This is a genomic window from Enterococcus faecium, from assembly GCF_029023785.1.
Lineage (GTDB): Bacteria > Bacillota > Bacilli > Lactobacillales > Enterococcaceae > Enterococcus_B > Enterococcus_B faecium.
Genome location: NZ_CP118955.1, coordinates 1,818,361 through 1,833,325 on the forward strand (window position 1 = coordinate 1,818,361; position 14,965 = coordinate 1,833,325).

The 14,965-nt window shown below is 38.6% G+C and carries 12 protein-coding genes; 3 read left to right on the forward strand and 9 right to left on the reverse strand.

Annotated features, from left to right (window positions below; translation table 11 throughout):
* Window positions 1-66: 66 nt before the first annotated feature.
* The 7 genes from PYW34_RS08880 to sfsA all read right to left on the reverse strand — a co-directional run bounded on the left by PYW34_RS08880 (window position 67) and on the right by sfsA (window position 8,253).
* On the reverse strand, window positions 67-1,527 hold the full coding sequence (locus PYW34_RS08880) for a PTS sugar transporter subunit IIC (RefSeq protein ID WP_002286601.1): 1,461 nt from the start codon (window positions 1,525-1,527) through the stop codon (window positions 67-69).
* Between the two features lie 107 nt (window positions 1,528-1,634).
* Complete coding sequence (locus tag PYW34_RS08885) at window positions 1,635-1,955, reverse strand: PTS lactose/cellobiose transporter subunit IIA (protein WP_002286604.1); 321 nt, start codon at window positions 1,953-1,955, stop codon at window positions 1,635-1,637.
* A 29-nt stretch (window positions 1,956-1,984) separates the two neighbouring features.
* A complete protein-coding gene (locus PYW34_RS08890) occupies window positions 1,985-2,302 on the reverse strand; it encodes a PTS sugar transporter subunit IIB (protein ID WP_002286606.1) in 318 nt (105 codons plus the stop codon).
* 151 nt (window positions 2,303-2,453) lie between these two features.
* Window positions 2,454-5,156 carry a sigma 54-interacting transcriptional regulator gene (locus tag PYW34_RS08895; RefSeq protein WP_002286607.1) on the reverse strand — a complete coding sequence of 901 codons (2,703 nt, stop codon included), beginning with the start codon at window positions 5,154-5,156 and terminating at the stop codon, window positions 2,454-2,456.
* Between the two features lie 62 nt (window positions 5,157-5,218).
* Window positions 5,219-6,496, reverse strand: coding sequence for a DEAD/DEAH box helicase (locus PYW34_RS08900; RefSeq protein ID WP_002294535.1), 1,278 nt, complete (start codon window positions 6,494-6,496; stop codon window positions 5,219-5,221).
* Entirely contained in the window at window positions 6,496-7,509 is a 1,014-nt protein-coding gene (locus PYW34_RS08905) for a Gfo/Idh/MocA family protein (RefSeq protein ID WP_002286612.1), read from the reverse strand. The genes PYW34_RS08900 and PYW34_RS08905 overlap by 1 nt, the downstream gene beginning before the upstream one ends.
* 15 nt (window positions 7,510-7,524) lie before the next feature.
* The gene (gene sfsA / locus PYW34_RS08910) at window positions 7,525-8,253 is read right to left on the reverse strand and encodes a DNA/RNA nuclease SfsA (protein ID WP_002286614.1); all 729 of its coding nucleotides are present in this window, start codon (window positions 8,251-8,253) and stop codon (window positions 7,525-7,527) included.
* A gap of 164 nt (window positions 8,254-8,417) precedes the next feature.
* Between sfsA and PYW34_RS08915 the strand changes: the two genes are divergently transcribed.
* The 3 genes from PYW34_RS08915 to zwf all read left to right on the forward strand — a co-directional run bounded on the left by PYW34_RS08915 (window position 8,418) and on the right by zwf (window position 11,131).
* Complete coding sequence (locus PYW34_RS08915) at window positions 8,418-8,759, forward strand: DUF4828 domain-containing protein (RefSeq protein ID WP_002294538.1); 342 nt, start codon at window positions 8,418-8,420, stop codon at window positions 8,757-8,759.
* Between the two features lie 183 nt (window positions 8,760-8,942).
* Window positions 8,943-9,590, forward strand: coding sequence for a metal-dependent transcriptional regulator (locus tag PYW34_RS08920; protein WP_002286616.1), 648 nt, complete (start codon window positions 8,943-8,945; stop codon window positions 9,588-9,590).
* 14 nt (window positions 9,591-9,604) lie between these two features.
* A complete protein-coding gene (gene zwf, locus PYW34_RS08925; RefSeq protein ID WP_002286618.1) occupies window positions 9,605-11,131 on the forward strand; it encodes a glucose-6-phosphate dehydrogenase in 1,527 nt (508 codons plus the stop codon).
* A gap of 48 nt (window positions 11,132-11,179) precedes the next feature.
* Here the strand turns inward: zwf and ileS are convergent, their stop codons facing one another.
* Together ileS and PYW34_RS08935 are read right to left on the reverse strand one after the other, a co-directional pair.
* Window positions 11,180-13,978 carry an isoleucine--tRNA ligase gene (ileS, locus tag PYW34_RS08930; RefSeq protein ID WP_002286621.1) on the reverse strand — a complete coding sequence of 933 codons (2,799 nt, stop codon included), beginning with the start codon at window positions 13,976-13,978 and terminating at the stop codon, window positions 11,180-11,182.
* Between the two features lie 261 nt (window positions 13,979-14,239).
* Window positions 14,240-14,947 (reverse strand): DivIVA domain-containing protein, encoded by a 708-nt coding sequence (locus PYW34_RS08935; RefSeq protein WP_002286622.1) that lies wholly within the window; start codon window positions 14,945-14,947, stop codon window positions 14,240-14,242.
* Window positions 14,948-14,965: the final 18 nt, after the last annotated feature.

Consider the following 14,965-nt stretch of genomic DNA (forward strand, 5'->3'; position numbering starts at 1 on the left):
TCAGTTCCTCCTCGAAAATTCATTATGAGGAACGAAACTTAAAGCGTCCCGCTCCTCACGTTCATCTTATTGTTGTTCGCCTGCGGCAGGGTCCATTTTGTTTGCAGAGATGACAAATGGTGCCCAAATCAAGAAAGTCACGACCATACATACTAATGTTACGATCGGTGCCCGCCAATCCGCTCCTGTTGCTAAGAATGACAATAAGAACGGCGGTACTACCCATGTGACTTGCTGCGATACCGGAGCGACTAGGCCAAGATAAGTAGCTGTCCATCCAATTGCTGTTGCTACTACTGGAGCAATCAAGAATGGGATAAACATGATTGCATTCAATACGATTGGCAGACCAAACATCACTGGTTCGTTGATATTGAAGATACCAGGCCCAATGGATAATTTAGCTACTGTTAGATAATCTGCACGTTTAGAGAAAATCAAGATAGCTATCAGTAAGACGATCGTTCCGCCTGATCCGCCAAACCATGCAAAAGCATCGAACGATCCGCGGACCCACATATAAGCTTTTCCATCTTCGATTGCATCTAACACGGCTGGTGTACCAGTTTTTCCGTTATAACCTTTTTGGAAAATATCAATATTGATTAGTTGTGCTTGTCCCCAGATTCCCTCTAGCACTGGTGCCAATACATTTGGTCCATGAATACCAAAGAACCAGAATACTTGAACAAATACTGTGACGATCAATACTGCTCCCAACCCTTGAGATAATCCTAGGAATGGTTCTGCAATATATTTTTGCACCAAATCAATGATCAGTTGCCCATCAGCTACACGACCTACGATATAATTGATAATAGCAATGACGTATAAAGCGATCGTCGCTGGTAAAATGGCTGCAAATGCTTTAGATACTGCTGGTGGTACTGAATCAGGCATTTTGATCGTAATGTTGGCAAGCATCAATTTACAAAAAATAATGACTGAAATAGCTCCCATGATCATAACTGTAAAATAAGCGTTTCCATTCAAATGATCTAGTTTTAGCCAACCCCATAATCCAACTGACAGTGTGCCATCTGCAATCGTTGCACCAATCTCAGAACTATTGATTGCATCTGCGACATTTGAAGGAACATTCACATCTAATGCTGCTGATAATGCTGGACCAAAGGAAATACCTTGAATCAAGGTAGCTAAACCAACGATCCCCCCAGCTAGATCATTTACTCCATAAGCTCGGGCAAGATTATACCCCCAAGAAAAGGCAAAGATCAATCCGGCGATTGCTAGTGTACCGTTCCAGACAAAACCATTGATTCCGATGATGACATTCAATACGGCAAAGATTCCTTTGTCTGCTGCTAAACTGTCAGCATAGGTACTGTTAAACTGTTGCGGTAAATCACGAATAATTGCATTGATCATTACAGCGACTGATCCCGCCATTGTTGCGGGCAGTGTGCCGATAAAAGCATCACGCAAAGCAACTAAATGTTTTTGCGCTCCGATTTTTGCGGCAACCGGCAGGATGTATTTCTCCATCCAACTTGATAGTCCGTTCATTTTTTACTTCCTCCTATAAGTTTTTTATATAAAGAGAGTTCTCCTTATAACAAAATAAAAAATCCGTTCAAAAATTTTTCTTCTTCCGTTCAAAAAAGAAGTTGTATTTATTCGCTGTATACGCGACGATAAAGTTCGATGATTTCTTTTGCTAAATCAGTAAACGCAATAGATGTCATTAAGTGATCTTGACTGTGAACAGTCAATAATGTCACTTGCATATGATTTCCTTGTGCTTCTTGTGTCAACATGTCTGTTTGTGCATGATGCGCTTGTATAAGTGATTCTTCTGCATCAGCGATTTTCCTATCCGCTAACTCAAAATCACCGATTTTAGCAGCCGCAATCGCTTCCATTGCATCGCTCTTTGCATTACCGCCAAACATGATTAACCCCATGATGGCTTCTAGATTTTGTTGATCTTCCACGTTGTTATACCCCCAACTGCATACTTGATTTATTTCATTAGATTTTCTGCTTGTGCAAGAACTTTTTCTCCGTTCATCATGCCATAGTCTTGCATATTGATGACATCTAATGGAATACCTTTAGGCGCAAGTTTTTGTTCAAATTGAGCTTTCATGAAACGTACTTGAGGACCTAATAATAATACATCGACATTCTTAGATTCTAAATTATTATCTGCATCTGAGGCAGAGACCGCAAAAATATCGGCTTCCATCCCTTTTTCTTCTGCTGCTTTTTGCATTTTTGTGACCAATAAACTCGTACTCATCCCTGCTGAACAAACTAACATGATTGTTTTTTTTGCCATTTTTAACACTCCTTTTATTTTTTTACACTTTTATATAACGCAAGAAGCATGCCAATAAAAAAAAGAGCTGAAATAGCGTTTTCATGCTTTTTAGCTCTTTTTTATAGTGCGCACACAGATGTTTAGTGTGTAAACAGTATGATTAGTGTGTTCATTTTTTTATTTTATTTTCAAGAAACATTTGTGTAAGAAATGCGATATCATCTTCTGGAATTTTTACCTGATATTTTCGTTCTAGTGCCATCAAGTTTGCCCGAACGATATCCATTTCCAAACGATAAATTTTTGAGAAAATAGACAGTTTCTCAAATTGCCGATGGCTTTCTTGTTTGATCAATCCGTCTAACATGAAGGCTAAATGGATAACGATTCCAGTATCTACTCCAGGTTCCACGATAATCGACAAATCGGTCTGGATCTGCTGAACTGTCTTTTGCAATGAACGGATCAGTTCATCAATAGAAAAGACATCGCTTAATGATCCAGCAAGTGAATCGACAATTTTAGCTGTCGGGATCTCATCATCAGCTATACGCTTTAAAATATTTAGTTTTTCATCATCAAAAACGTCATAGGCTGAAAAAAATGGGATATTTTGATAATCAACATCAACTGTTCCCGCAATTGCTTTGATCTCATATTCTTCCAATAAGGCATCGATGTGTTTTTTGAATGATTCACGTTCTAAAAACTGCATCTGGATCAGTTCTACCTTATTTTGATTAATCACTGGCATAATACGCTGATATAATTTGGCAGCTACTCCTTCACCAGTAAAGCATGTCACGATTACGGCTTTTTTACGCTGTAAAGTTTCAGACTTTTCCGCTTTGAACTGATCACGTACGATCGATTCAAAGGAAAGCTGGATATTTTGATAAATATCTTCTAAGCTTCTTCCAACACTTGCCATCCGTATCGCTTCTATCACAATCATGGTACTTGTCATCGTGATAGCTTTCGTCCGAATGCCAGTCTCTTCATAAATCAAATCACTGAAGGTGTTTAATGATCCCATATCTGTTAACAAGAGTAGGCCATTCGTCAAATGCTCTTGATAGTTTTTGACATATTGTAACACTTCTTCATACATTGTTTGAACTTCCATAACCAGTGGCATATTAAAAGCTTTCCCTACTTTTGTTCCTAATAGTTCTTGTGCCATCTCCAACATGCTTGAAGCAGTCTGTCTGCCGTGCATCAATATGAGAACATCTACTTTGTTTTCTTTAACAGGCTCACTTTCTCCTAGATTGATAGAAAGAAACATACTAATAAAGCCGATTTCATCAAAAGGAATCTCAACTTGTTCTTCTTCTTCAATGATCGTTGAAAGATCGATTGCTACCTGGAATTCCCTCTTAAAATTTTTCCGTACGTTATTCAAATCTGGGTGGACGATCATATGACCTTCTCTCACACGATCCAATGTACTTTGCAGATGCAAAGCAAAAGCAAAACGAGCTTTTTCATTATAAATACGGTCTAACCGTTTTTCAGCCACATCATACAATTGATTGGTTAACCGCCAGATTTCATCTGGCAAAAGATCTTTGGGAATCGAACTTTTAGTCAATTCTTTGACATATGTCTGGAAATAAGCATCCACATCTTTTGAAATGAGGGTCTCTAGATCAATGTTCTCCACACCGGTTTCGGAAAGAGAAGTGACTTTTTCCTCAATATCGTTATAGACCTGCATGTTTCGTTCTGGATCTTGTGACCAGACAACATCAGCAAATCCTGGTTCAAATGTCAAATACTGACTTTTGCTGTCCATGAATCGGTCGAGACGTTCCGGTATTTCCTTGATTTTCAGTAATCCTTTTTGTACTTGAAGGGAAAGTTCTTCTTTTCGAATGATTAGCTTTTTCTCATGATGAGTACGGTAATGTAAAAAAGATTTTGCACAGACTAGTTTCAAGTCTCGTTTCACTTGACCGATATTTCCTTCCGCATCATAAAGCATGAAGGCAAGAATCGCTTCTTTTTCGATATCGATACGTTGATTCAAACGATTCGCTTCTTGTTTGATAAAAAGAGAGATGATTTCATAACGCTCATCCAGTGAACGTGAAGCAAGATTCGGCAAGGTGATTGCCATAGGAATCCGTCGATTGAACGTAGATAAGAAACTTTCTGAAGATTCAGTCGTCGCCCCAATGATCTGAACAGATGCTTCATGTACTTGTGCACTTTCTCCAAGCGGACGGTAAATACCTTTATCAATGAAAGTAAACAGCATTTCCTGCCCTTCCGGCGGTAAACGGTGGATCTCATCTAAAAACAATATACCGCCGTCTGCTTTGGCTATTAGACCGGGACTATCTTGAGCTGCTCCTGTGTAAGCCCCTTTTTTGATCCCAAAGATGTGTCCAAAGAGCAGTTGCGGATTTTGAGCATAATCCGCACAATTGAAAGAAACAAATGGCGCATCTGCAGAAAGCATCTCTGAATCGATTGCAAAATGATACATACATTCAGCAAACATCGACTTCCCTGTACCAGTTTCTCCAAAAATAATCGTATGCAACCCCCGCGGTGGATAAAGAATCGCAGCTTTTGCCTGCTGTATGCTGACTTTTAAAGAATCATTTTCTCCAACGAGTGTTTCAAAAGTCACTTGCGTAGAAGAGTCGACATGCACTTCATCAGATTTTGACTTTTCCGTTGGCAAAGAGTAAACGACTGGTCGGCCAGCGGTTTTTACAATATGATGGGCCTTGTATAGTTCACTTAAATATCGGCTTGCATTGCTTCGATCGATAGTTAAGCGCTCAGCTACATCACTTGCTGTCAATCCTTGTTGGTTTTCTGTCAATAGCTGCAAGATCTCTTCTTGACGTTCTTTCACATAACCCCTCCTCTGGCAACCAATTTTGTTCCCGTTTTCATAATCATAGCATAAAAAGGCGCTTATTTGCGCCTTGCTCCTTTATTTCTCTCTTTTTTTGATTTATTTTTAACTTTTTTTCTTATTTTTTCTTTGTTATATTCTGGGTTCTGCTCCTTTCCAGAAAAAGTTTTCGCATACTTTTTATTTACTGCAGGAGCTGCATCTTCTTTGGTTGGCTGCTCAGTTTGCAGCTTACCTCCGTATAAAAAAATCTCTTCAAGTGTTATATTTGATGGACGTAAAAGCCGTTTTAAATCTCTTAGATTATTATCTTGTACGAGTGTAATTACTATTCCTTCATTACCCATTCGACCAGTTCTTCCCGAACGATGCAAATAAGCTTCTTCACTTAACGGAACTTCTGCATTCACTACATAAGGAAGACCTGTAATATCTAAACCTCTAGCCGCCACATCTGTGGTCAAAAGTGCTCTGACCATTTTCTTTTTGAATTGTTCTAGCGCTGCTTTTCGGAGTAGCTTGTTCTGATCAGAGGCCAGACTTCCTACCGGTACACCTCTATACAGCAATTTTTCTTCCATTACGCCTAATTCAGTCAGTTGATTAAAGAAAATCAGACCATGAAAATCTTCTATATGCGTGAGACGTCTCAAGTAGTCATCTTTCTTTCGTATCGGTACACGTAAAAAGTAATGTCTCAGTCCTTTTCGAGAATCGTCCTCTGCTGTCACGTCAATTGTCTCAAACGTTTTCCCAGTGATTTTTTCAATGCTTTCAAGGGAACGATCTGCTGTCGCTGAAAAAAAAGCTAGCTGATACTCTGTTGGAGCTTGATGAAGAATTTGATCAATGATTTGGCTGTTCCCAGCGTCAAATAGCTGGTCTGCTTCATCAAATACCATTGTTTTCACTTGATGTGCTTTTATTTTTTTTGCTTTCATCAATTCCAATATTCTTCCTGGTGTACCAATCAAGATTTCTGGTTTTTTCTTCAAACCCTCAATCTGACGTTTGACGTTGGCTCCGCCCACCAAAGATTGGACTTTCAACTCTTTGTCTTTTCCCCATTCACGTGCAACATCTGCTACTTGAATAGCTAGTTCTTGAGAAGAAGCAAAAATGACCAACGCACTTGCTTCACCTGGTTCCACGTTTAGTAGTAGAGGCCAAAGATAAGCCAGTGTTTTACCTGAACCTGTAGGAGAAACCGCTACTATACTTTGTTTATTACTTAGTGGCTGAAAAACTGCTCGTTGAATAAGAGAAGGTGAGATAAACCCTTTATCCTCATATTTTTTCTGCCAATTTTCGGGAAATACTTGTACAAATTCGTTCATTAAAAATCTTCCTCATTATCTGCATCGAATTTGATGCCGCCATTTTTTCTTAAATCATAAATCACTTGGTTCACATTTCTAGCTAGCTCGATCCACTCTTCATACAACAATCCCCAAGCTGGATCTTTCGGATGAGCCATGACATTGGCAAAATCCTCTGCTTCATCTGCCATTGGATTTTCTGCAGCTGTTACCGCCAAATCAATGATTTCTTTATGCGCGCGATCATGAAATTGTGCTTGTTCAATTGCATTGACTCCATTCATCACTAGCGTTCCTGAGTCAAAATAAATCTCTGACGGTAAATAAGAATCACCGATTTTACCTGGCTGGATCGATACATCAAAATTCTCATAACGTAAGATCCCCCATCCAAGGCCATCTACACCAGTAGAAATCTTTCTTGGGAAATAATGGACTTCTTTTGGCATTCCAAACCAAGCAACAGCTGCATATACAAGGTAAACACCTAAATCCATCAATGCACCACCTGAGAAATGAGTCGAGAAGATATTCGGTTCTTCTCCATCTAATACTTGGTCATAGCGCGAAGAATATTTCATATAGCTGAAATTTGCACCGATTATCTCGTCTTTTAATGGTAAGTAATCGGCAATCTTTTTAAAACCTGATTCATGGATATTTCTTGCTGCTTCAAAAAAATACACATTGTGTTCATTTGCCAAATGGATGATTTCATCCATTTCTTTTGGCGTCGAAAAAGCTGGCTTTTCAACTATCACATTTTTTCCTGCCAAAATTGCTTGCTTAGCTTGACTAAAGTGAAGACTATTCGGAGAAGCAATATAAATGGTGTCCATATGAGTAATATTGAAAAAAGTCTTCAAATCTGTTGCGAATTCGATATCCCCTTCATAATGAGAACCAAATTCCTGTGCTTTTTCCAAATGTCTAGAATATACCGCTGTCAATTCATATTTTTTTGTGCTTAAAGCTGCTTGGACAAATTGATGAGTAATCCAATTTGTTCCGATAATACCTAAGTTGATCATTATTTTACCTTCTTTCTATTGTATAGGATCTTCAAAAGGGATATCTACATCAAATGGAATGGCCTGCTTGACAGTTACCTCATCTGCCGATACTTGACAATTATAGGCGAGGATTTGAACTCCGCTTTGCTGCGCATGTCGAACCATATCAGCTAGTGCTGGTTGCATTTCTTCATGGATCGTTGCCAGATGAAGATGTTCGAACTGAGCAATAAACAAGACATAAGCGGCATAACCATCTTGTGCGGCATACGTTAATTCTCCTATATGTTTCAATCCTCTGAGTGTGGGCGCATCAGGAAAAGCACCAATCGCTTTATTTTCAAGTGTCATACCTTTGACTTCAACAAATGCTTTTTGTCCGACCACCGTCTCTAAATAAATATCAAATTTGGAGTGAAGATAAGTTACTTCACGCTTGTATACCGTAAATGGACCAGTTAATCCTGGTAAAAGGATCGTGCCGTCTAAAATACCATCAATTGCCAGCCGATTAGGCAATTGACTATCGATATTAAACCAGTCACCCTTCTTTTTTACAGCAATCAGATCATAGGCGGTTTTCCGTTTAGGTCCAGGAGCAAATACAATAGCCACTTCAGCGCCTGGTATCAGGACCTCTTTTCCTCTACCTGTATTTTTGACATGCGCAATAATTATTTCTCCGTCTTTTTTCATACAATGTGCTATAAACCGATTCGGGCGGTCAATAAAAAAAGCTATTTCCACTTGCTGATACTTCAAATTATGTCACCTTTCTTCCTACTATGTATCCTATCATAATTTGTAGAAAAACAGTAAAAAAACCAGTCGAAAGTCTTAGAGAAATTTTAGCTTTTATTCGGTACAATGAAATAAAGAAGAAAGAATATGTCTATGCGATTATTTTCTCATAAAGGAGTGATTTGGTGATAAAAAAAATGATCTATTTTCTTGGTTCACTCATTACCGTTCTCTCAAGTTTTATTTACTTGAAAAAGAAAAAACAAGCGGAAAAGTCAGAAGGACTCTCAAAGTATCAAGGTACATGGTTCTTTAGTGATAGCCAGCAAAAACAACAATTACAGATTACATCTGATTACACGTTTTTGATCAACGGTCAGTCTCTTGGCACATCTGTGGTAGAAATAGATGAATATCGTTTAGTCGTACGTGATCAGTATGGTTTTTATCTTATCTTTTCTTATCCCGAACAAACTCTTTATGACGAATCTGCAGACACTTCATATAAGTTGTTATCTGAAAAATAGATCCCTCCCAATGTATATATATATCCTTTATAAACGAAAGAATGAGTCTTCTCTATCATCTTTCGTTTTTTGTTGTAAAAACGTCTAAAAATCCTTTGTTTTTTATTTAGAAAAATAGTCAATTAACGTTTTTTTTGTTACACTTACTAATGATGGTTTTTTACCATGAAAGGATGATCGAATATGACACCAAATCGAGAAGATTATTTGAAAATCATTTTAGAACTAGGTGGAGATACAACGAAAGTCAACAATAAACAAATCGTATCTAGTCTAGATGTCTCAGCTGCATCTGTCAGTGAAATGATTTCTAAACTTGTGAAAGAAGAGCTTGTAGAACATTCCCCTTATCAAGGTGTACAATTGACTGCAAGCGGACTGCAAAAAGCTAGCAGTCTGATTCGCAAACATCGCTTATGGGAAGTTTTTTTAGTTGAACATTTAGACTATAGCTGGAATGAAGTCCATGATGATGCTGAAGTATTGGAACATGTGACTTCGGAACATCTTGCAGATCATTTAGAAAACTATTTGAATCATCCTGAACATTGTCCTCATGGAGGATCGATTCCTAAAAAAGAGGAAGTTGTCCATGAAGAACGCCGACAAACATTGGAGTCCTATCCTGTCGGTACAAAAGTGCGTATCGCACGAGTGCTTGATGAAAAAGAATTGTTGGATTACTTAGTCACTATTGACCTGAATATCAACGAAGAATATGAGATCGTTGACATCGCAGCTTATGAAGGACCGATCACTATCCAAAATGATAGAAAGAAAATCCCCGTCAGCTTTAAGGCGGCCAGCACGATTTTTGTCGATAAAATATAAAGGAGTGTATCCACATGTCTAATGAAAAAAATGTATTGTTTACGATATTCGGCGGTACAGGTGACCTAGCCCAGCGTAAATTGTACCCGTCTTTGTTCCGCCTTTACAGAAAAGGAAATTTAGGCGAGCATTTTGCTGTAATCGGAACCGCTCGCCGTCCCTGGAGCGATGAGCACTACCGTGAAGTTGTCAAAGAAACAATCCGTGCATTGAATCCTTCAGATGAAGAAGCAACTACCTTTGCAAGCCATTTTTACTATCAATCCCATGATGTAAATGATTCAACGCATTATCAGACATTAAAAGAATTGTCTGACCGATTAGATGGACACTATCAATTAAACGGTAACCGTGTCTATTATTTGGCTATGGCACCTCAATTTTTTGGAACGATCGTTTCTCATTTGAAATCACAAAATATTATGACAAAAAATGGCTTCAATCGTTTGATCATAGAAAAACCGTTCGGTTCTGATTACCAGTCTGCTTTTGAATTGAACCAGCAAATCAGAGAAGTATTCCCAGAACAAGATATTTTCAGGATTGATCATTATTTAGGAAAAGAAATGATCCAAAACATCTCAGCTATCCGTTTTGCCAATAATATTTTTGAGGCTCAATGGAACAATCGCTATATCGACAATATCCAAATTACTTTTGGCGAAAACCTCGGTGTAGAAGATCGCGGGGGCTACTACGATCATAGTGGCGCACTTAAAGACATGGTGCAAAATCATATTTTACAGGTTGTAGCATTACTTGCAATGGAACCGCCAGTAGCATTTTCCGAAAAAGAAATCCGTACAGAAAAGATCAAAGCATTGAAAGCTATCCGCATTTATAACGAAGAAGAAGTGTTAGAAAACTTCGTTCGCGGGCAATATGCTCAAGGTGAATTGGATGGTGTACAATTCAAGGGCTATCGCGAAGAAGACAAAGTGGATGCTCAATCAGAGACTGAAACATTCGTCGCAGGCAAATTCACTATCGATAACTTCCGTTGGTCAGGTGTTCCTTTCTATGTACGTACAGGCAAACGTTTGACTGAAAAAGGGACTCGGATCAACATCGTATTCAAACAAGTTCCTGTTAATGTATTCAAAACATCTGTCGATGAACCATGTGACGATACGACACTTCCACCTAATGTTCTAACGATCTATATTCAGCCAACTGAAGGATTTTCTTTATCCTTGAATGGGAAAGAAGTAGGGCAAGGATTTGAAACGGAACCAATCAAATTGGAATTTAGAAATAGTGCAGAAATGGTTGAAAATAGCCCAGAAGCTTACGAAAAATTACTATTAGATGCGTTGAATGGTGATGGAACGAACTTCTCTCATTGGGAAGAAGTCGCTCAATCTTGGCATATCGTGGATGTCATTCGAAAAGCTTGGGACCAAACACAACCGGATTTTCCCAACTACAAAGCTGGATCAATGGGACCTAAAGCAGCTTTCGAACTACTTGAAAAAGACGGATTCGAATGGATCTGGCAACCAGATAACTGGTATCGTGAACGTGGAAAATTAAACGATTGATAACAAAAGGGGGTGTGACAAAGAACATGTCACACCCCCTTTTCCCTTTTACTTTTCTTCGAATCCTTCAGCTACAGCTTCAGGATAGAAGTCTTCAACGATTTTTGCACAACGACCGCATAGATGAGGAAGTTTTTCATCTACTCCTACATCTTTACGAACTTGGCGACAGCGATCGCAAGTTTCCCCGTCTGCTTTTTCCACTGTAATAGCAACATCATCAAATACCATAGCGTTATCTGGCACTTGTTCATCTGCTGCCATAACTTCAAAGTAGTCTGGTGAAACGATCAATAATTGTGCAATATCTGCATCCAAAGCTTTTAACATTTCACGAACTTGTTGTTTTGGATAAACAGTTAGTTTTGCTTCCAAAGATTTACCAATCAATTTGCTGTTTCTTGCTTCTTCCAATGCTTTTAAGACATTATCACGGAAGTCCATGAAAGCAGTCCAGGTATCCATCAATTCTTCTTGGTTTGCAAACTCTTCATAACCAGGAAACTCGCTTAACTGAACGTACTCCTCTTCTTCTTTCAGGAATGACCAGATTTCTTCTGCTGTATGCGGAATGATAGGAGTCAATAATTTTGTCAAAGCTACAGCTGTTTGATAGAAAACAGTTTGCATGCAACGACGTTGATAATCATCTTCTGCTTCAATATAAACTACATCTTTAGCAAAATCCAGGTAGAATGACGATAGATCAACCGTCAAAAAGTTCATAACTGTACGGTAAATATGCATGAAGTTATATTTGTCGTACCCTTCTTCTCGGATTTCTTTGATTACTTGGTTCAATCGAACGGTCATATATTTGTCTACAGAACGTAAATCATTGTACGAAACAGTATCTTTTTTAGGATCGAAATCTTCTGTATTCGCTAATAAGAAACGCATCGTATTTCTGATTTTACGATATACTTCTGCCACTTGACTTAAGATATCCATAGAAACACGAACATCTGCTTCATAATCTACACTAGATACCCATAAGCGAAGGATATCTGCACCAAATTGTTTGATCACTTTTTCTGGTGCAATGATGTTTCCTAAAGATTTACTCATCTTACGGCCTTCACCATCTAAAGCAAATCCTTGAGAAATAACTGATTTGTATGGTGCTACACCATTGATAGCCACACTAGTCGTGATACTTGAGTTGAACCAGCCACGATATTGGTCTGATCCTTCTAAATACATATCTGCTGGGAATGATAATTCTGGTCGCTGACGTAAAACAGCTTCATGAGAAGAACCAGAATCAAACCAGACATCCATGATATCTTTTTCTTTTGTAAATTCGCCATTAGGAGAACCTGGGTGGGTAAATCCTTCAGGAAGAAGTTCTTTCGCTTCTTTTTCAAACCAGATAATTGATCCATGTTCAGCAAATAATTTTGCCACATGTTCGATTGTTTCTGGTGTGATGATTGCTTCTCCATTTTCAGCATAGAAAATCGGAAGTGGTACTCCCCATGCACGCTGACGGGAAATTACCCAATCGCCGCGGTCACGGATCATATTATACAAACGTGTTTTACCCCATGGGATAACCCACTCTACTTTTTCTACTTCATCCAAAATATTCTGACGGAATTTATCGATAGATGCAAACCATTGTGGAGTTGCCCGATAGATCACAGGCTTTTTCGTCCGCCAATCGTGAGGATAACTATGAGTAAAGAAATCTAGCTTCAGCAAAGCTCCTTTTTCTTTTAATAGATCAGTGATCATAGGATTTGCTTTGTCATAAAAGATACCTTCAAATCCAGGTGCTTCTTCTGTAAACAATCCTTTTGAGTCTACAGGTGACACTACAGATAGTTTATATTTGCTACCAGCGATATAGTCATCTTCCCCATGTCCTGGAGCAGTATGGACTAATCCAGTACCAGCGTCTAAAGTAACATGATCGCCTAAAATCACAAGTGATTCACGTTCATAGAATGGATGACTTGCAGTCATATATTCCATTTCTTGTCCAGCAAATTCTTTTAGAACTGTTACATTTTCCCAACCGATTTCTGATTGGACTGTTTCTAGCAAATCTTTCGCTACGACAAACTTACGGCCATCGGCTTCCACCAATACATACGTAAATTTTGGATTTACAGCAATACCTTGGTTTGCTGGCAATGTCCATGGTGTTGTCGTCCAAATGACAAAAGCTGTATCTTCATCAAGAATATCTTTGCCGTCTTTGACATTGAAAGCTACAAAAATAGATGGAGATTTTACATCTTTATATTCAATTTCAGCTTCCGCTAAAGAAGACTCACTTGACGGAGACCAGTAAATTGGTTTCAATCCTTTGTAAATATAGCCTTTTTCAGCCATTTTACCAAATACGCGTACTTGTGCAGCTTCATAAGAAGGATCTAATGTAACATAAGGATGTTCCCAATCTCCTGCAACTCCTAGGCGTTTGAAATCTGCTCGTTGCTTATCTACTTGGGAAAGTGCATATTCACGACATTTTTCCAAGTATTCTGCCATGGACATTTCTTTACGTTTCACGCCTTTATTAGCCAATACTTGTTCAATCGGCAATCCATGTGTATCCCATCCTGGAACATATGGTGCACGATAGCCAGACATTGATTTTGAACGAATGATAATGTCTTTACTGATTTTATTCAATGAATGTCCTAAATGGATATTACCATTGGCATATGGAGGTCCATCATGAAGAACAAAGCTAGGTTTTCCTTCGTTCAACTCTTGTCTTTTTTGGTAGATTCGATTTTCTTCCCATTCTTTTTGCCACTCGCCTTCTCGGTTTGGCAAATTACCACGCATAGGGAATTTTGTTTTTCCTAATTGCAAGGTTTCTTTCATTTTCATTCAACCATACACTCCTTTATTTGTTTTCCGGACACAAAAAAGCATGTTCAGCCGCAAGGGACGAACATGCCGTGGTACCACCCAAATTTAGTTGCATCTATCTAGTGCAAACTCTCTGTGACCAATAACGAGGTCAGCCGCTGCTTCTTACTCTAATTTCGGAAAAGCAGGTCTCAAGTAGAGGATCTTTCACCATGCAGTGTCTTACCGAACTTCCACTCTCATCGGCTCGCTTTAAGAATAACAAAGTGCTTTTCTGTTCTACTCGTTTTCATTTTCACCAGGCACGATCGAGATATCAATAGCCTGTGTATCAAATGCCGTCATAGGTGCTTCTATGACTCCTGTGTCTGAGTTTACATCAGTATCATTTTCATTGTCAAGCTGTTTTGCTAAAACTTCTTTGATCACTTCATGGCTGTCAGTCACGTAGCTGGAGAATGGTTGTAAAATTTCATCCCATTCCGGACTTTTCACTTGTTCTAATTGAGACTCAAGCATCAAGCTGATACGTTGATGGAATACTCGTGTTTTTTTCTTAAGATCTTCAGTTTCTGTCGCAAGCTGTCTTGCTTTTTCTGTTGCATCTGTCAAGATTTTTCTTGCTTTTTCTTCTGCATCAGTTGTTAATTGATGTGCACGTTTTTCAGCGTTCGCAACTAACTCATCTGCTTTGTTTTGTGCAGAAGTAACGATCACTTCGGATTCCTTGCTTGCACTTGTTTTTACTTTATCAGCCGTATCTTGAGCTACGATGATTGATTGGTTCAAAGCATCTTTTAATTCATTGAAGTACTCAAGTTTTTCTTCAGAATGTTTGACTGCTTTTTCTAATTCTCGATTTCTTTGAGTCAATTCCTCATAGTCACGAACAACTAAATCTAAGAAATCATCTACTTCGTCTTGATTATATCCCCGCATTTTTGTCGGGAATGTCTTATTTTGGATATCTAATGGAGTTAAAGCCATGAGTAAACCACCTTTTTA